This is a genomic window from Micromonospora sp. HM134, assembly GCF_007833915.1.
GTDB lineage: Bacteria > Actinomycetota > Actinomycetes > Mycobacteriales > Micromonosporaceae > Micromonospora > Micromonospora wenchangensis.
In genome coordinates, this window is record NZ_CP041061.1 from 6,490,592 (window position 1) to 6,508,100 (window position 17,509).

16 protein-coding genes are annotated in these 17,509 nt (G+C 72.2%); 7 read left to right on the top strand and 9 right to left on the bottom strand.

The window, feature by feature from the left end; all coding sequences use genetic code 11:
* Nucleotides 1-76 precede the first annotated feature (76 nt).
* Nucleotides 77-2,692: a valine--tRNA ligase gene (valS, locus tag FJK98_RS28130; RefSeq protein ID WP_145921646.1), complete on the top strand. Its 2,616-nt coding sequence runs from the start codon at nucleotides 77-79 to the stop codon at nucleotides 2,690-2,692.
* Between the two features lie 119 nt (nucleotides 2,693-2,811).
* On the opposite strand, the gene FJK98_RS28135 is transcribed toward valS, so the two are convergent.
* From FJK98_RS28135 to FJK98_RS28165, 7 genes are all read right to left on the bottom strand, one after another.
* On the bottom strand, nucleotides 2,812-3,522 hold the full coding sequence (locus FJK98_RS28135; RefSeq protein ID WP_145921647.1) for an ABC transporter permease subunit: 711 nt from the start codon (nucleotides 3,520-3,522) through the stop codon (nucleotides 2,812-2,814).
* Entirely contained in the window at nucleotides 3,522-4,472 is a 951-nt protein-coding gene (locus FJK98_RS28140; RefSeq protein ID WP_088647152.1) for an ABC transporter ATP-binding protein, read from the bottom strand. The genes FJK98_RS28135 and FJK98_RS28140 overlap by 1 nt, the downstream gene beginning before the upstream one ends.
* Nucleotides 4,469-5,350, bottom strand: a complete 882-nt coding sequence (locus tag FJK98_RS28145) for an ABC transporter permease (RefSeq protein WP_145921648.1) — start codon at nucleotides 5,348-5,350, stop codon at nucleotides 4,469-4,471. The genes FJK98_RS28140 and FJK98_RS28145 overlap by 4 nt, the downstream gene beginning before the upstream one ends.
* The gene (locus FJK98_RS28150) at nucleotides 5,343-6,257 is read right to left on the bottom strand and encodes an ABC transporter ATP-binding protein (protein WP_145921649.1); all 915 of its coding nucleotides are present in this window, start codon (nucleotides 6,255-6,257) and stop codon (nucleotides 5,343-5,345) included. The genes FJK98_RS28145 and FJK98_RS28150 overlap by 8 nt, the downstream gene beginning before the upstream one ends.
* A 110-nt stretch (nucleotides 6,258-6,367) precedes the next feature.
* Nucleotides 6,368-8,137, bottom strand: coding sequence for a CotH kinase family protein (locus FJK98_RS28155; protein ID WP_145921650.1), 1,770 nt, complete (start codon nucleotides 8,135-8,137; stop codon nucleotides 6,368-6,370).
* A complete protein-coding gene (locus FJK98_RS28160; RefSeq protein WP_145921651.1) occupies nucleotides 8,137-8,814 on the bottom strand; it encodes a DUF4956 domain-containing protein in 678 nt (225 codons plus the stop codon). The genes FJK98_RS28155 and FJK98_RS28160 overlap by 1 nt, the downstream gene beginning before the upstream one ends.
* A 6-nt stretch (nucleotides 8,815-8,820) precedes the next feature.
* Nucleotides 8,821-9,747: a polyphosphate polymerase domain-containing protein gene (locus tag FJK98_RS28165; protein ID WP_145921652.1), complete on the bottom strand. Its 927-nt coding sequence runs from the start codon at nucleotides 9,745-9,747 to the stop codon at nucleotides 8,821-8,823.
* A gap of 175 nt (nucleotides 9,748-9,922) precedes the next feature.
* Here FJK98_RS28165 and FJK98_RS28170 point away from each other — a divergent pair, with 175 nt between their 5' ends.
* From FJK98_RS28170 to galT, 4 genes are all read left to right on the top strand, one after another.
* Entirely contained in the window at nucleotides 9,923-10,510 is a 588-nt protein-coding gene (locus tag FJK98_RS28170; protein ID WP_145921653.1) for a DM13 domain-containing protein, read from the top strand.
* 127 nt (nucleotides 10,511-10,637) lie between these two features.
* Nucleotides 10,638-12,167 (top strand): adenylyl-sulfate kinase, encoded by a 1,530-nt coding sequence (cysC, locus tag FJK98_RS28175; protein ID WP_145921654.1) that lies wholly within the window; start codon nucleotides 10,638-10,640, stop codon nucleotides 12,165-12,167.
* Between the two features lie 103 nt (nucleotides 12,168-12,270).
* Nucleotides 12,271-13,077, top strand: coding sequence for a DeoR/GlpR family DNA-binding transcription regulator (locus tag FJK98_RS28180; protein WP_145921655.1), 807 nt, complete (start codon nucleotides 12,271-12,273; stop codon nucleotides 13,075-13,077).
* Nucleotides 13,074-14,150 carry a galactose-1-phosphate uridylyltransferase gene (gene galT, locus FJK98_RS28185; protein WP_145921656.1) on the top strand — a complete coding sequence of 359 codons (1,077 nt, stop codon included), beginning with the start codon at nucleotides 13,074-13,076 and terminating at the stop codon, nucleotides 14,148-14,150. The genes FJK98_RS28180 and galT overlap by 4 nt, the downstream gene beginning before the upstream one ends.
* Nucleotides 14,151-14,453: 303 nt before the next feature.
* Here the strand turns inward: galT and FJK98_RS28190 are convergent, their stop codons facing one another.
* Nucleotides 14,454-15,671, bottom strand: a complete 1,218-nt coding sequence (locus FJK98_RS28190; protein WP_145921657.1) for an NADP-dependent isocitrate dehydrogenase — start codon at nucleotides 15,669-15,671, stop codon at nucleotides 14,454-14,456.
* A gap of 243 nt (nucleotides 15,672-15,914) precedes the next feature.
* On the opposite strand from FJK98_RS28190, the gene FJK98_RS28195 reads away from it, so the two are divergent.
* Entirely contained in the window at nucleotides 15,915-16,121 is a 207-nt protein-coding gene (locus FJK98_RS28195; RefSeq protein ID WP_145921658.1) for a hypothetical protein, read from the top strand.
* Entirely contained in the window at nucleotides 16,064-16,324 is a 261-nt protein-coding gene (locus FJK98_RS34405; protein WP_240763076.1) for a hypothetical protein, read from the top strand. The genes FJK98_RS28195 and FJK98_RS34405 overlap by 58 nt, the downstream gene beginning before the upstream one ends.
* Before the next feature lie 138 nt (nucleotides 16,325-16,462).
* Here the strand turns inward: FJK98_RS34405 and FJK98_RS28200 are convergent, their stop codons facing one another.
* Complete coding sequence (locus FJK98_RS28200; protein WP_145921659.1) at nucleotides 16,463-17,413, bottom strand: malate dehydrogenase; 951 nt, start codon at nucleotides 17,411-17,413, stop codon at nucleotides 16,463-16,465.
* Nucleotides 17,414-17,509: the final 96 nt, after the last annotated feature.

The window sequence follows — 17,509 nt, forward strand, 5'->3', positions numbered from 1 at the left end:
GGGCACCCGGTGCGGTACTGCCGGCGTGCACGGTAAAGCCGTGGGCGGAAGGTCGACGGCTGCCTACCATCGACCGATGACTGATACGGCGAGGACGGCCCGCGCCGGTGTTCCCGAACGTCCCACCCTGGACGGCATCGAGGAGCGCTGGGCGCGCCGCTGGCAGGAGGAGGGCACGTACGCGTTCGACCGGGAGAAGGCGACCGTAGCGGGTCGCGGGTCGACGGCGGGGACCCCGCGTCGGCACGGTCGCGGCGACGACGTGTACGCCATCGACACCCCGCCACCGACCGTATCCGGCGAGCTGCACATGGGGCACGTCTTCTCGTACACGCACACCGACACGGTGGCCCGGTTCCAGCGGATGCGCGGGCGCAACGTGTTCTACCCGATGGGCTGGGACGACAACGGCCTGCCCACCGAACGCCGGGTGCAGAACGTCTACGGGGTGAGCTGCGACCCCTCCCTGCCGTACGACCCGGCGTGGCAGCCGCCCGACGCCCCGGTCACCGAGGCCCGCCGCCGGGAGCCGACGCCGATCTCCCGCCGCAACTTCGTCGAGCTGTGCGCGCGGTTGACCGCCGACGACGAGCAGGTCTTCGAGGCGCTCTGGCGGCGGCTCGGGCTGTCGGTGGACTGGTCGTTGACGTACACCACGATCGGGCGGGCGGCGCGGGCCACCTCGCAGCGGATGTTCCTGCGCAACCTGGCCCGGGGTGAGGCGTACCAGGCGCAGGCGCCGACGCTCTGGGACGTCGGGTTCGGCACCGCCGTGGCCCAGGCGGAACTGGAGGACCGGGAGCGCCCCGGGGCGTACCACCGGCTGCGGTTCACCGGGCCGGACGGGCGGGAGGTGCTGATCGACACCACCCGGCCGGAGCTGCTGCCGGCCTGTGTGGCGGTGGTCTGCCACCCCGACGACGAGCGGTACGCCGACCTGGTGGGCGCGACCGTGCGTACCCCCGTGTTCGGGGTCGGGGTGCCGGTGCGCGCGCACCCGCTGGCGGACCCGGCGAAGGGCACCGGCGTCGCGATGGTCTGCACGTTCGGCGACCTGACCGACGTGACCTGGTGGCGGGACCTCGACCTGGCGACCCGGGTGGTGATCGGCCGGGACGGCCGGCTGCTGGCCGAGCCGCCGGCCGGCGTGCCGGCCGGACCCTACGCCGCGCTTTCCGGGCAGTCGGTCAACGCCGCCCGGCGGGCCGTGGTGGAGCTGCTGCGCGGGGCCGGTGACCTGGTGGGTGAGCCGCGCGAGATCACCCATCCGGTGAAGTTCTACGAGCGCGGCGACCGGCCGCTGGAGATCGTCTCGACCCGGCAGTGGTACCTGCGCAACGGCGGCCGGGACGCCGGACTGCGGGCGGAGCTGCTGGCCCGGGGCGACGAGCTGCGCTGGGTGCCGGAGCACATGGGGCACCGGTACGCGCACTGGGTGGGCGGGCTGACCGGGGACTGGCTGGTCAGCCGGCAACGCTTCTTCGGGGTGCCGGTGCCGGTGTGGTACCGGCTCGACGCCTTTGGCGAGCCGGACCATGCCAACCCTCTCACACCGGACGAGGCGTCGCTGCCGGTCGACCCGTCGGGTGAACCGCCGCCCGGCTACGACGAGTCGCAGCGCGGCGTGCCCGGCGGGTTCGTCGGTGACCCGGACGTGCTGGACACCTGGGCCACCTCCTCGTTGACCCCGCAGATCGTCGGCGGCTGGGAGACCGACCCGGAGTTGTTCGACCGGATCTTCCCGATGGACCTGCGCCCGCAGGGGCAGGAGATCATCCGGACCTGGCTCTTCGGCACCGTCGTGCGCGCCCACCTGGAGCACGGGGTGCTGCCCTGGCGGGACGCGGTGCTCTCCGGCTGGATCCTCGACCCGGACCGCAAGAAGATGTCCAAGTCCAAGGGGAACGTGGTCACCCCGATGGCGCTGCTGGAACAGCACGGCTCGGACGCGGTGCGCTACTGGGCGGCCAACGGCCGGCCCGGCATGGACCTGGCCTTCGACCCGGCGCAGATCAGGGTGGGGCGGCGGCTGGCCACCAAGCTGCTCAACGCGTCGAAGTTCGCGCTCGGGCTGGGTGCCGCCGACGCCCTGCGCACCCCGGCGACCACCCCGCTGGACACCGCCCTGCTCGCCGAACTGTCCACCGTGGTCGCCACCGCGACCACCGCCTTCGACGGGTACGACCACACGACCGCGTTGCAGGCCACCGAGGCGTTCTTCTGGCGGTTCTGCGACGACTACATCGAGTTGGTGAAGGAACGCGCCTACGGCACCGGGCCGGGTGCCGACTCGGCCCGGGCGGCGCTCGCCACCGCCCTGTCGGTGCAGTTGCGGCTGTTCGCCCCGGTGCTGCCGTACGTGACCGAGGAGGTCTGGTCGTGGTGGCGGTACGGCTCGGTGCACCGGGCCACCTGGCCCACCACGTACGAGGTGGGGCGGGCGATCACCGGCACCGGTGACCCGGCGTTGTTCCGGCTGGCCGGGGACGCCCTGGCCCAGGTGCGCCGGGCCAAGTCGGAACGCAAGCTGTCGATGCGGGCGGAGATCCCGCTGGCCGAGGCGCTGGGCCCGGCCGCCCTGCTCGACCAGCTCACCCTGGTCGCCGACGACGTGCGCGCCGCCGGCCGGATCACCACCCTGGACCTGCTCCCCGACCGCACCCCCGAACTCGTCATCGCCAGCGCCTTCTGACGCGGGTCGGCGGGTTGGCGCCAGATGGCCGATGTGGCGGTATCCAGGCGAGTGGATACCGCCACATCGGCGCAATCGTGTCGATCATCGGCCGGCCGGGCAGGACCGGCCGGGCCGGGTCAGCTGGTTTCGCCGGCGATGCTGAAGGAGCGGAGCCGGTCGATGGCCAGCACGGTGAAGCCGACGCTGACCAGGGCGGTCAGCACCGCCGCCACCGGCACCGACACGGTGGTCGACAGCAGGTCGGTGGGGGCGATCTTGTCGGCCAGGGCGATCACCCACTGCTGGATCGACAGCACCCGGGTGCCGCTGACGAAGTTGCCCAGCAACCCCTCCCAGATCAGCACGTAGACCAGGCCGAGCAGCACCGGCCGCCGGGTGACCAGGCTGAGCGCCAGGAACAGCGCCGAGTAGGCCAGCGCGCCGAGCGCCGAGGCGGCGACCAGGCCCAGGCCGAGGCGTACCGAATCGGCGAGCACGCCCGCGACGTAGAGCGGCACGGCGACGGTGACCGCGCTGACCCCGGCGGCCACCGCGAGTTTCGGCAGCACGATCTGCCAGCGGGGCAGCGGCTTGGTCAGGATGTGCACCACGGTGCCGTCGTCGATCTCCGCGCCCAGCACGCCGGTGCCGACGATGAGCGCGACCACCGGCAGCACCACGGCCAGCCCGAGGCCGACCAGCACCGGCGGGGCCCACTGGCCCGGGTCCACCCCGAGCGACCGGCACAGGACGGCGAGCAGCACCAGCACCGCCGGCAGCGGCAGCAGCATGAGGAACCGGCGACGGCCGAACAGCCCGCGCGCGGTGATCCAGGAAACGGTCGACATCAGGCCTCCACCAGGTAGGAGAAGACGCTCTCCAGGGATTCGTCCTCGGGGGTCAACTGCCGGACCCGGATCTGCCGGGCGAGCGCGATCTTGGGCAGCGCCCGGGTGAACGCGCCGTAGTCGCCGGCGCGTACGGTCAGGCCGGTCTTGTCCAGTTCGACGCCCGCGACCGACGGGTCGGCCATCAGCGCCACCGCCAACGCCCGGTCGTCGGTGGAGCGGACCGCGAAGACGTGCGGCCGGTTGGTCATCAGCCGGCGGATGGTCCGGAAGTCGCCGGAGGCGGCCAGCCGGCCGGCCACCATCACCTGCACCGTGCCGGAGACCTGCTCGACCTCCTCCAGGATGTGCGAGCTGAACAGGATCGTCCGCCCGGCGTCGCCGAGGGAGTGCAGCAGGCCCATCATGTGCAGCCGCTGGCGCGGGTCCATCCCGTTGAACGGCTCGTCGAGCAGCAGCACCTGCGGGTCGTGCACCAGTGCGGCGGCCACCCGGGTACGTTGCCGCATCCCCTTGGAGTACGTGCCGATCCGGCGGTCCTGCGCGTCGGTCATCTCGACCAGCTCGATCGCCCGGCGGGCGGCGGCCTCCGGGTCGGGCAGCCGGTGCAGCTTCGCGCTGGCCAGCACGAACTCGCGGGCGGTGAGGAACGAGTGCACCGCCTCCCGCTCGCTGACCAGCCCCAGCCGGCGGTAGACGGCCGGGTTGCGCCAGGTGGACTCCCCGTCGAGGGTGAGCGTGCCCCGGGACGGGGCGAGGAAGCCGGCCATCATGTGCAGCAGGGTGGTCTTGCCGGCGCCGTTCGGGCCGAGCAGGCCGGTCACCCCGGGGCCGAGCCGCATGGTGACGTCGTTGACCGCCACCACGTTGCCGTACCAGCGGGAGACCCCGGCGAGATCCAGGGTGCTGGTGGTGGCCACCGGCCGGGCGTCGGTGTCGAGTGTGGTCATCGGGCGGCCACCTTCCGGTATCGCAGCAGCAGCAGGGCGGTGCAGGCGGCGACCAGCAGCGCGGTGACGACCGCGTAGACCGGGCCGAAACCGCCGATCGGCGGGCCGGTGCCGGCACCCGGGTAGAGCAGGTCCTGCAACGCCCACGAGCCGACCCCCTGCACCAGCGTCGACGGGGAGGCCAGGAGGGCCAGCTCGTTGACGGCCTGCGAGGGCAGGATCGACAGCACCCCGACGATCGGGGTGGTCATCAGGAAGACCGCCACGATCCCACCGGCGGCGAAGGCCCGCTTGCCGGTGAGCGAGGCGACCAGCAGCCCGATCGCGGCGAAGACCACCGCCCACAGCCCGGCGTAGAGCAGGCCGGGCAGCAGGTCCAGCAGCTCGTTCCAGGTCCCGCGCAGGCCGTCGGGGGTGGTGAACGCCGCCCCCAGGAACATCACCAGTTGCGGCCCGCCCAGCAGCAGCCACAGCGCGCTGGTCAGGGACAGCAGCTTGGCCAGCGCGTAGTCGTCGCGCGGCAGCGGCCGGGAGAAGTACAGCGGGAGCACGCCGCTGCGCAGGTCCCGGGAGACCAGCTCGGGGGCGGCCACCGCGACGAAGAAGATGACCAGCCAGCTCATCGCGTCGGCGAACTGGGCGTACGTCATCACCACCTCGCCGATCTGGCTGCGGACGGCGGTGAGGCCGGCGGCCACCACGGTCACGATGCCGACCACCAGCCAGGGGAAGATCTTCGCCTTGGCGCTGCGGCCCAGCCCGAAGACCGTCCGCAGGCCGTGCAGGTAGAGCGCACCGAAGACGTGCCGGCGGCCCAGCCTCGGGCCGGTGTACCGCTGGTAGCCGATGTCGTGGATGACGCCGGTCGGCTCAGACATTGCTGGGCTCCCTCGGGGCGAAGAGTTCGGCCACCCGGTGCCGGCGCTGGTCCAGCCGGTGCAGCGGCAGGTCCAGCTCGGCGACCGCGCCGAGGATCAGGTCGTAGGTACGCTCGTCGGCCAGCGGGACGAGCAGCATCCGGCCGTCGCGGGTCACCGGCAGGTCGAGCGCGGCGAGCCGGCCGGCCAACTGGTCGGTGCCCTCGCTGACCTCGACGGCGAGCAGGTCGGTGGCCGAGGTCATCGCGTCGATCCGGTCGGCGCGCAGCAGCCGCCCGCCGTCGATGGCGACCAGGGTGTCGCAGATCCGCTCCACCTCGCCGAGCAGGTGCGAGCAGACCAGGACGGAGATGCCGAACTCGGTGCCGATCCGGTGGACCAGGGCGAGCATGGCGTCCCGGCCGGCCGGGTCGAGCCCGTTGGTGGGCTCGTCGAGCAGCAGCAGGTCCGGGTCGTGCACCAGGGCCTGGGCGAGCTTGACGCGCTGCTTCATACCGGTGGAGTAGCCGCCCACCGGGCGGTACCGCTCCTCGTAGAGGCCGACGTGGCGCAGCGTCTCGGAGGCTCGCTCGCGGGCCACCGTGCGGGGCAGGCCGCTCATCCGCCCGAGGTGGGTGACGAGTTCGGCGGCGGAGAGGTCGGGTGGAAGCGCCTCGTGTTCGGGCATGTAGCCGACCCGGGCGCGGACCGCCGCCGGATCGGTGGTGGGGTCGAGGTCGAGCACGGAGACCCGTCCGCTGGTCGGCGGGAGCAGGCCCAGCAGAATCTTGATCAGGGTCGACTTGCCGGCGCCGTTCGCGCCGACCAGACCGATGATCCCCGGCTCGACCGCGACGGTCAGGTCGGCCAGCGCGGTGACCCGGCCTCCGTACGTCTTGGTGAGCGACTCGGTCGCGATCAGTGTCACGTCCGCCAGCCTAGGGAGCGCCCACCCTGGCGGGTATCCGGAATCGCCCGGGGACTTCCCTGAGGTCGGGACGGGACGCGGGCCCGGTGCCGGCCCGCGTCCCGTCGGCTTCAGCTCCGGGCGATCACCTCGTGCTTGGCCAGGCTCTCGGTCCGCTGGCCGATGAGGGTACGCAGCCGGGCCGCGTCGGAGTCGACGGCGGCGGCGTCGACCCCCTCGACGCCCTTCAGCGTCGTGCTGATCGCGGTGAGCGACTCCGCCGCCTTCCCGCTGCCGTAGACCTGCTGGTACAGCTCCCGGTAGGCGTCCTCGTAGGTCTCCTTGAAGGCGTCGTCGGCGAGGAAGCGCTCCTTGAGCTTGTGGCCCGTCATCATCCCGCCGCGCGGACCACCCCCGTCGGCAGCACCCCGGGCGCCCGGTCCGGCCGGCTGTCCGGCCTGGCCGGCGGGCAGACCCGGTTGCCCGGGTTGCTGACCGGTCCCGCCCGGTGCGGCCTGGCCCGGGGCCGCGCCGTCGGCACCGGCCGCGCCGGGGCCGCCCCGGCCCATGCCCAACCCGCCGCTGTCGTGCGGGCCCTGGCTGGCGTTGCCGCTGAAGGTCAGGTTGTGGTCCCAGCTGATCACGCTGAACTTCTTCGTCCCCAGGTCGTACCAGAGGTAGTAGTTCTTCCCCGGGCCGGCCATGTCGTCGAAGTTGAGCAGCAGATTCTGCAACGCGACGTACCGGGCGAAGGACGCCACGTCGACCCTGTCGGCGAGGTGCGCGGCGAACTCCTCGTCGCTTGCCGAGTTCACCCACCGGATCAGGTTCATCACCGGTTGCAGGTCCTGGCTGCCCTTCATGGTGATCTGCTTGAAGTCGTCGGCGTACTCGGTCGGATCGTCACCCTGGTCGGTGAAGCTGCCGCTGGCCAACGACTTGTAGAGCACCCCCGTGCCGTCCATCTGATCGGCGAAGTGTTCGTCCGGGTGCTCGACCAGCAGCCGGGCGGTGGTGGGCCGGTCGTTGACGCTGAACGAGGAGTACGCGTACCGCTGCGCGGGCTCACCCGTGGCGTCGAGCAGCGACAGCGACAGGGCCTCGTTGAGCACCGTCGAACCGCCGCCCATGCCGCCCACCCGCACGGCCACCTCCCGGTGCCCCTGGTAGCGCCGGCCGTCGACGAACTCGTCGAAGCTGATCAGCCACGGCAGCGTCTCCGGCTCCTCGGCCTTCAACGCCATCCGGGTCATCCCACCGGGAAACTGGCCGCCACCGGGCTGCTGACCACCCTGCTGCTGACCACCGGGAAGACCACCGGGCTGCTGACCGCCACCGGGCTGCTGCTGGCCACCGGGGGCAGCACCGGCCGGCGGTCCCCCTTCGGGCAGCCCACCGGGGAACCCTTCGGGCGGACCCCCGGGGAACCCACCGTCCGGTCGCGGCCCGCCGCCGCCCTCCCTGCCGCCGAAGCCGCGTGTCTCGCCCTTCCAGCTGAGCTGGCCGAGCGTCGAGTTGCCCTTGAGTCGGATGCCCACGCTGGGGATCGTGGTCCCGTCGACGGTGAGGTCGGCCTCGACGTACCCCTTCTCACCCTCCTTCCAGTACCCGTCGAGCATCCGCTCGTAGTCCGCGTCCCGGAAGGTCAGCGAGATCTCGTGCGCCCGCCCGGGGTCGAAGAGATCGACGGTGCCGGCGACGTCCACGCTCACCACGTCGCCCCCGGAGTCCCCGGTGCTGGTCACGTAGGGGCGGATCCGTTCCGTGCCCAGCACCAGGGTCAGCACGGCGAGGAACGCCACGCAGGTGGTGAGCAGCTTCCAGTTCTGCCGCACCCGGACCGGCAGCCGGCGACGCAGCCGGCGCGGCAGAACCGACCGGGTACGCAGGGACTGCGCCATCACAGGTCCGTCTGGTCGTAGCCGGTCAGCACGGTCACCCGCTGGCCCGAGGTCCGCTCGCTGAGCGCGCTGATCAGGTCGCCCGGCTCGCCGCCCTTCTTCAACCGGACCGTGTACGTCATCTCGGTGAGCGCACCGGCCCGGATCGTCTCCATGCTGACCAGCTCGAACTCGGTGGTGTGCCGGACCAGCACGTCCTGGATGTCGGCGGTGTGGTTGCCACCGGCCGGGACCTGGACCTTGACCACCTGCCGCTGCACGTTCAGCGCGAACCAGTTGAACCGGTACATCACCACGATGATCAGGCTGATCGCCACGGCGGCGGCGACGGCCAGGCTGTAGAACCGGGTGCCGCAGGCCATCCCGACGCCCATCACCAGGAAGATGAAGCCGACGTCGCGGGTCTCCTTGATGGCGTTGCGGAACCGCACCACCGACAGCGCGCCGACCAGGGCGAACGCGCGGGCGATGTTGGAGCCCACCACCAGCATGATCAGCGAGATCAGCATGCCCAGGATGATCAGCGTCTGGACGTACGACTGGCTGTACGACACGTTGCGGTGGGTGGCCCGGTAGACCCAGCCGATCATCGCGCTGAGCAGGAAGGACAGGGACAGCGTGAGGGCGATGTCGCCCGCGCTGAAGGTGCCGGACAGGTCCTGGAACGTGATGTCCATCGGGGTTCAGGCCTCGTTTCTCGGGGTGGGGGCCGCCAACTCGGCGGCGGGGTCGGCGTCCTGGACGTGGAAGATCGAGCGCGGCACCCGGCCGAACGCCTCGACGCTCTGGCAGTACTTGGAGACCCGCACCACCGACAGCTCGGCCCGGCCGGCCAGGTCGGTGAGCCAGTACGGAACCCGTTCGTTCGCCTTGACCTCGACGATCGACTTCGAGGCCGGGATGATCAGGCGGTTCTCGGCGTCCGCGCCGAGGTGGAAGTCGCGGTCCCGGCCGCGTACCCGGTGGTCGAGGGTGACCCGCAGGCCCAGGTCGGCCTCCTGGCCGACGAACGCCTCACGCTGGTAGCCGGTCATCGCCACCGGGCGCAGGTCGAGGCCGGAGACGAGTTCCAGCACCTCCTCGACGAAGCCGCGTTGGGAGGGGTCGTGTTCGATCATGACCCGCTCGTCGCAGAGCCGGCGGGCCACCCGGTACGGCACCGCGATCCGGCGCTTCTGGGTGACCCGGTTGACCCGCTGCTTGATCTCGACGTGCACGGTCCCGTCGTCGGTCACGCCGGACCGGTCGCCGTAATGGCGTACCCGCAGCTTGCGACGGAACTTCAGCCCTTCGATCTTCTCCCAGTAGAACCGCAGGTCGGTGGTGTCGTAGTAGACGCTCCAGACGCCGTAACCACCGTCACCGCCGTGCGCGTCGGGCACCATCCGGGCGGCGAGTGCGGCCCGCAACGCCGGCACCCTCGTCGTCTCGACCAGGTACTTGATCTCGTACCGGTTGAACGCGTGCAGCTTGCTCGGCGCCCGTAGGGCGTGGCCGGTGTGGTCGGTGTCGCCGTGCCGGGTCGACGACTCGCGATGCCCTCCGGCGGAGGGTTCGGTGGCGGTGGACGGATCGGCTCTGGGGGTCCGGCGGGGGAACCGTGGTCGCATGCGGTGGGCGCTTTCTGGTCGCGAAAGGGTCGCAGGCAGCCAAGGTGACCGGACCGGAAAGTCGATATGAACGACCTATGAATGAGCTATGGATCGTGGATGTCCGGCGACGGTAAGGCTTTCGTAACGGCGTCGGGCGGTGACCGGCCGCCGTTGTCCGGCGAGACTGGGCGGCATGTCCCGTCGCCTGTTCCGTACCCCGCTGACCTGGGTCGCCGTCGCCGTCATCGGCATCGGGGCCGCCTTCGGGCTGTACTGGTTCCAGCCCTGGAAGGTGGTGACCGACCGCCAGGTCGACGAACGGCTCTCCGGAGTGGAGGATGCCGCCCCGACCGGGAGCGCGCCCGCCGCCCCGCCGGCCGTCCTGCCCCGGGCGACGCCCGCGACCAGTCCGACGGCCACCCGCCCGGTGCTGGTCAGCCGGGGTGAGTTCGTCAGTCACGAACACGACACCTCGGGCACCGCCCGGATCGTCCGCACCGCCGACGGTCGGCACCGGCTGGAACTGGTCGGGCTGGACACCTCCAACGGCCCGGACCTGCGGGTCTGGCTCTCCGACCAGCCGGTCCGCACCGGCCGGGCCGGTTGGCACGTCTTCGACGACGGCCGCCGGGCGGAGCTGGGCCGGCTCAAGGGCAACCGGGGTGACCAGGCGTACGCCGTCCCGGCCGGCACCGACCTCGCCGAGCTGACCAGTGTCACCATCTGGTGTCAGCGATTCGCCGTCTCGTTCGGTGCCGCGTCCCTGGTCCCGACCGGTTGACTCCCCCCAACGACCGGTCGGGACAGGCCGCCGATGATCCACTTCCGGGTCGGCAGTGGAGTGGCGCTCTCGACCGATCGCCGGCCGGCTGAGAAACTGTGAGCCGGCCAGCGAGTGAGGGGTACGGATGAGCAACGGTTCAGTGCTGCCCGAGGACGTGCTGCGGGACGCCCCCGCGTACGCGCCGCGCCCCGGTGAGCTGGCCGATCTGGAGTTGTTGCTGAGTGGGGCGTACACCCCGCTGGCCGGCTTCATGACCCGCGCCGACCTGGCCTCCCTGCAGCGTCGCGGTCGACTGGCCGACGGCACGTCCTGGCCGGTCCCGGTGACCCTCCAGGTGCCCACCGCCGTCGCCGACGGGCTGGACCCGGCCGACCCGGGCCGGCGGACGCTGGTGCTCACCGACGGCGAGGGCGCCCCGGTGGCCGGCCTGGAGGTGACCGACGTCTGGTCGGTCCGCGAGGGCGTGGCCGGGCTGGGCGGCCCGGTGCGCCGGCTCGGCGACGGCGGGCACGGCCCGTTCCAGCGGCTGCGCCGGGGCCCGGACGAGGTACGCCCGCTGCTGCCGCCGGGCCGGGTGCTCGGGGTGATCGCCGACCGGCCGCTGCACCGGCCGCAGCTGGCGCAGATCGCGCACGCGGCCCGTACCCTCGGCGCGCATCTGCTGGTGATGATCCCGGTCGGCGAGGACGGCGCGGGTGGGCTGCCCACCGAGGCCCTGGTCCGCAGCATCTTCGCCGCCCGCGACCGGATGCCCCCGGCGACGCTGGTCGCCGTCCCGCTGCCCCGCCGGGCCGACGAGATCAGCGACGCGCTGCTGCGGGCCCGGATCTCCGCCGCCTACGGGGTGACCCACCTGCTCTCCACCGGCGGCATGCTCTCCGGAGCGGGGCTGCGGGTGCTGGTCCCCCGCGAGCTGGCCTACGACAGCCGGGACGGCCAGTGGCGCTGGCGGGACGACATCCCGCCGCGCAACCGCAAGCTGGCGCTGAGCGAGGCGGAGATCGACGACCTGCTCGACCGGGGTTTCCCGTTGCCCGAGTGGCACACCCCGCCGGCGGTGGCCAAGGAGCTGAGCCGGGCCCGTCCGCCGCGCCGGCACCGGGGGCTGGTGGTCTTCCTCACCGGGCTCTCCGGCTCCGGCAAGTCGACCATCGCCCGGGGCCTGGCCGATCTGCTGCGGGAGCAGGGCGACCGGACGATCACCCTGCTCGACGGCGACGTGGTGCGCCGGGAGTTGTCGGCCGGGTTGACCTTCAGCCGGGCCGACCGGGACGCCAACGTCCGCCGGATCGGCTGGGTGGCGGCCGAGATCGCCCGGCACCGGGGGGTGGGGATCTGCTGCCCGATCGCCCCGTACGCGCAGGCGCGGGCCGCCGTGCGGGAGATGGCCCGGTCGGCCGGGGCGGGTTTCCTGCTGGTGCACGTGGCCACCCCGTTGGAGGTGTGCGAGCAGCGCGACCGCAAGGGCCTGTACGCCCGCGCCCGCGCCGGCCTGCTCACCGGGATGACCGGCATCGACGACCCGTACGAGACGCCGACCGATGCCGATCTGGTGGTCGACACCACCGACCAGAGCATCGACGAGGCGGTGCAGGCGGTGATGACCCATCTGACCGAGACCGGGTGGGTGGAGCCGCGGCTGCCGTCCGCCTGACCTCGGGGGTTCCACTTCCGCCGCTGCCTGCTGCGCGCTAGTGTTCAATCTTGTTGGAACACGTTCGAGCGCGTGCAGGTGCGGGGGCCCGGGAGGTACGGCGATGCTGGCGCGGCAGCGACAGGCGACCATCCTCGACCGGGTCCGCACCGCCGGTGGTGTCCGGGTCACCGAGCTGGCCGCCGAGTTCGGTGTCTCCGACATGACCATCCGGCGTGACCTGGACGCGCTGCACGACCGGGGCCTGCTGGCCAAGGTGCACGGCGGGGCCACCGTCACCGACCCGGGCTCGACCGACGAACCGGGCTTCCACGCCAAGTCCGTCCGGCAGTCCGCCGAGAAGGCCGCGATCGCCACCCGGGCCGCCGAACTGGTCCGCCCGGGTGCGGCGGTCGCCCTCTCCGCCGGCACCACCACCGCCGAGCTGGCCCGCCGCCTGGTCGACGTGCCGGGGCTGACCGTGGTGACCAACTCGCTGCCGGTGGCCGAGATCCTGCACACCGCCGGCCGCCCCGACCAGACCGTGGTGCTGACCGGCGGGGTACGCACCCCGTCCGACGCGCTGGTCGGCCCGCTGGCCGTGGAGGCCATCCGCTCGCTGCACCTGGACCTGCTCTTCCTCGGCGTGCACGGGATCACCGAGCGGGCCGGCTTCACCACCCCGAACCTGATGGAGGCGGAGACCGACCGGGCCCTGGTGGAGGCCGCCGACCGGCTGGTCGTCCTCGCCGACCACACCAAGTGGGGCACCGTCGGCATCTCCTCCATCGTCGGCCTGAGTGCCGCCGACGTGCTGGTCAGCGACGACCGGTTGGCCCCCGAGGCGCGCCGGGTGATCGACGAGAAGGTGGGCGAACTGGTGATCGTGACAGGCACGGGCCGGGCGACCGGGCGGGAGACGACGCGGTGAAGCGTACGGCGATCGAGTTGGCCGACGGCCGCGAGCTGATCTACTTCGACGAGCGCGACGACGCCGTCCGGGACCAGCCGGACCGGCGGGAGCTGCCGCCGCCCCCGCCCGCCTCCCAGCTGCGCTACGACCCGCTCACCGACGAGTGGGTGGCGGTGGCGGTGCACCGGCAGACCCGGACCTTCCTCCCACCGGCCGACCAGTGCCCGCTGTGCCCGTCGCGGGGGGACCGGCACAGCGAGATCCCCGCGCCCGACTACGACGTGGCGGTCTTCGAGAACCGGTTCCCCTCGCTGAGCCAACGGATCGCCGACGAGCCGGCCGAGATCACCGCGTTCACCCCGGTCCGTCCCGGCCAGGGGCGCTGCGAGGTGGTCTGCTTCACCGACGACCACGAGGCGTCCTTCGCCAGCCTCTCCCCCACCCGGGTCCGGCTGGTGCTGGACGCGTTGGCCGACCGGACCACGACCGTCGGCGCGCTGCCCGGGGTGGAGCAGGTGTTCTGCTTCGAGAACCGGGGCGTGGAGATCGGGGTGACCCTGCACCACCCGCACGGCCAGATCTACGCGTACCCGTTCGTCACGCCGCGTACCCGGTCGCTGCTGGCGGCGGCCCGCCGGCACGCGGAGCGCACCGGCGGCGGCAACCTCTACGCCGACGTGCTCGCCGCCGAACGCGCCGACGGTGACCGGGTGGTCGCCGCCAACGGGCACTGGACGGCGTACGTGCCGGCGGCGGCCCGCTGGCCGTTCGAGGTGCACGTCGCGCCGCACCGGCCGGTGCCGGACATCCCGGCGCTCGACGACGCCGAGCGGGACGCCTTCGGCCCGCTCTACCTGGACGTGCTGCGCCGGTTCGACGGGCTGTTCGACCTGCCCATGCCGTACATCGCCGCCTGGCACCAGGCGCCGGTGCGGATCGACCGGGAGTTGGGCCACCTGCACCTGCAACTGTTCAGCGTCCGGCGGGCGAGGGACAAGCTGAAGTACCTGGCCGGTTCCGAGTCGGGCATGGGGGTCTTCATCAACGACATCGCCCCCGAGCGGGCCGCCGAACTGCTACGCGCCGCCTGACCCCGGAGGCAGGGCGCGGGGGGCCCCGGAACAGGGCCCCCCGCGGGGAAGGGACGGCTGGCTGTGCTCGACAGCCGGGAAGGCTGGCCGGTCGGCACCGGTGCCGTGCGGCGACCGACGACAACCTCCCTGGACGCGACTGGCACCACGTCCACTCAGCTCAACGACCTGTTTCCGGGCCGGTGACGCGGCCGTCACCCGGACGGGTGGCGGCTGCGGGACACCGCGGTGCGCGGGCGTCGCACCGGAGACGACGGAACCCGCCGGCGGTCCGCCGGCGGGTTCCGTGGGTACGGGCGATGCTCAGGCGCCGAGCTTGCGCGCCAGGTTCTCGTCGAGGGTGTTCATGAACTCGTCGGTGGTCTGCCACGGGGCGTCCCGCGAGATCAGCAGCGCGAGATCCTTGGTCATCTGGCCGCTCTCGACGGTGTCGACGATGACCTGCTCCAGCGTGTCGGCGAACTCGGTGACCGCCGGGGTGCCGTCCAGCTTGCCCCGGTGGGCGAGGCCCCGGGTCCAGGCGTAGATCGAGGCGATCGGGTTGGTCGAGGTCTTCTCGCCCTTCTGGTACTGCCGGTAGTGCCGGGTGACGGTGCCGTGGGCGGCTTCCGCCTCGACGGTACGGCCGTCCGGGGAGAGCAGCACGGAGGTCATCAGGCCGAGCGAGCCGAAGCCCTGCGCGACGGTGTCGGACTGCACGTCACCGTCGTAGTTCTTGCAGGCCCAGACGTAGCCGCCCTCCCACTTGAGCGCGGCGGCGACCATGTCGTCGATGAGCCGGTGCTCGTAGGTGAGGCCGGCGGCGGCGAACTCGTCCTTGAACTCGTTCTCGAACACCTCGGCGAAGAGGTCCTTGAACCGGCCGTCGTACGCCTTGAGGATGGTGTTCTTGGTCGACATGTAGACCGGGTAGTTGCGGTCCAGGCCGTACCGGAACGAGGCGCGGGCGAAGTCCCGGATCGACTCGTCGTAGTTGTACATGCCCATGGCGATGCCGCCGCCGGGGAAGTTGGCGACCTCCATCTCCATCGGGGTGCCGCCGTCGGCCGGGGTGTAGGTGATGGTGACCGTGCCCGGACCGGGGACCACGAAGTCGGTGGCCTTGTACTGGTCGCCGTGCGCGTGCCGGCCGATGATGATCGGCTTGGTCCAGCCCGGGACGAGCCGCGGCACGTTCGACATGATGATCGGCTCGCGGAAGACCACGCCGCCGAGGATGTTACGGATGGTGCCGTTCGGCGACCGCCACATCTTCTTGAGGCCGAACTCCTCCACCCGGGCCTCGTCCGGGGTGATGGTGGCGCACTTGACGCCGACGCCGTGCTCCTTGATGGCGTTCGCGGCGTCGATGGTCACCTGGTCGTCGGTGGCGTCCCGGTGCTGGATCGACAGGTCGTAGTAGTGCAGGTCGACGTCGAGGTAGGGCAGGATCAGCTGCTCGCGGATCTGCTTCCAGATGATCCGGGTCATCTCGTCGCCGTCGAGCTCCACGACCGGGTTGTTTACCTTGATCTTCGCCATCGGCCGGCGCTCCTCTCGGGGGACACGTGCTCAAGCAGTACGAGCGTACTGGAAACCGGTCGGCGGCACCGAGCCGGCCTCCACCCGGCGGCCCCGGCCGGCGGAAAAACGCCGGGTGGGCCACGGCCGGCCCTGGCAGGATCACCGGATGCCGGCCAGCCGCACCCTCGGGTCTATCACGGTCAACGCCCTCACCGACCGTTCTTCCAGCCCTGCGCGAGGCATTCACCGGGGCGACCGGCCGTGGAGAGCATCAACCCGGGGCCGCCGGCCGGCCTGGTCGCGCCGTTGCGCACCGCCGGCCAGCTCCGGGTGGTCGACGGTGACGCCCCCCTCACCCCGGGGGTACGTCCGCTGCCCACCCGGGGCACACCCCCGGCCACCAGTCCGTCCTGGTCGACACCGGCGACGGCCGCGTCCTGCTCACCGGCGACCTGCTGGTGCACGTGACCCGGGCCCCGCCTGCGCCCACGGGGCTTACCCGGCAACCTCCCGCCGCTGGCGCACCACCCTGCTCTCGACCAACTCGCCGACACCCCCACCCTCTCTCCCCTCCCCCGCTCTCCCCGCCCGCCCCCACGCCGCCCCGGCCCACCCCGGTGATCAAGAGGTTTGGGTCACGTCAGGCCAGTCTCCTGACCGAAACCTCTTGATCACCGGGGCGGGCCGGGGCAGGGCGGGGCGGGGCGATCGGCGGAGAGGGCGGCCGGCGGGGCGGGACGGTGGGCGGGGACGGCGCAGGGGCGGGACGGCGGGAGCCGTCCCGCCCCTGCGGCGGATGGTTCAGTGGATCACATGTTGGCGACGTCGGCCTGCTTGGCGCGGACGGCCTCGGCGGCCTCCTTGAGGCTGGCCAGCTCGTCGGCGTCCAGGTCGGTCTCGACGACCCGCTTCACGCCCTCGGCGCCGATCTCGGCCTCGACGCCCAGGTAGACCCCGGCGATGCCGTACTCGCCGTCGACCCAGGCGCAGACCGGCATGACCGCGCCGGAGTCCTCGGCCACGGCCCGCGCCATCCGGGCGGCGGCGGCCGACGGCGCGTAGTACGCCGAACCGGTCTTGAGCAGCGCGACGACCTCGGCGCCACCGTTGCGGGTCTTGACGACCAGTTCCTCGATCTGCTCGGCGGGCATCGCGTCGCGCAGCGGCCGGCCGTCGACGGTGCTCTTCGAGGGCACCGGGACCATCGTGTCGCCGTGCGAGCCGAGGGTCAGCGTCTTCACCGACTTCACCGGTACGTCGAGGGCCTCGGCGACGAAGTTGGTGAACCGGGCGGTGTCGAGCATGCCGGCCTGGCCGAGCACCCGGTTCTTGGGGAACTGGGTGGCGAGCTGGGCCAGCGCGGTCATCTCGTCGAGCGGGTTGGACACCACGATGACGACGGCGTTCGGGGCGTACTTGGCGACGTTCTCGGCGACCTGCCGCACGATCTTGGCGTTGGTCTCCAGCAGGTCCATCCGGCTCATGCCCGGCTTACGGGGCAGACCGGCGGTGATCACGACGACGTCCGAGCCCTCGATGGCCTCGTAGCCCTCGCCGTTGGGGCCGGTGGTGACGCCGACGACCTTGGTCTCGAAGCCCTCGACCGCGCGGGACTGGTTGAGGTCCAGCGCGAGGCCCGCCGGCTTGCCCTCCACGATGTCGGTGATGACGACGGTGTCGAAGACGTCGTACTCGGCCAGGCGCTGTGCGGTGGTGGAGCCGTAGAAGCCGGCCCCGACGACAGTGACCTTCTTACCCATGGTCGTCCCACTCCCTGCTACCAGTCGGTTTTCCCGACCGTAACAGTCACCCCGGCACCGTTTCGGCCAGGGGCGGCGACCGTCCCCGGGATGGGG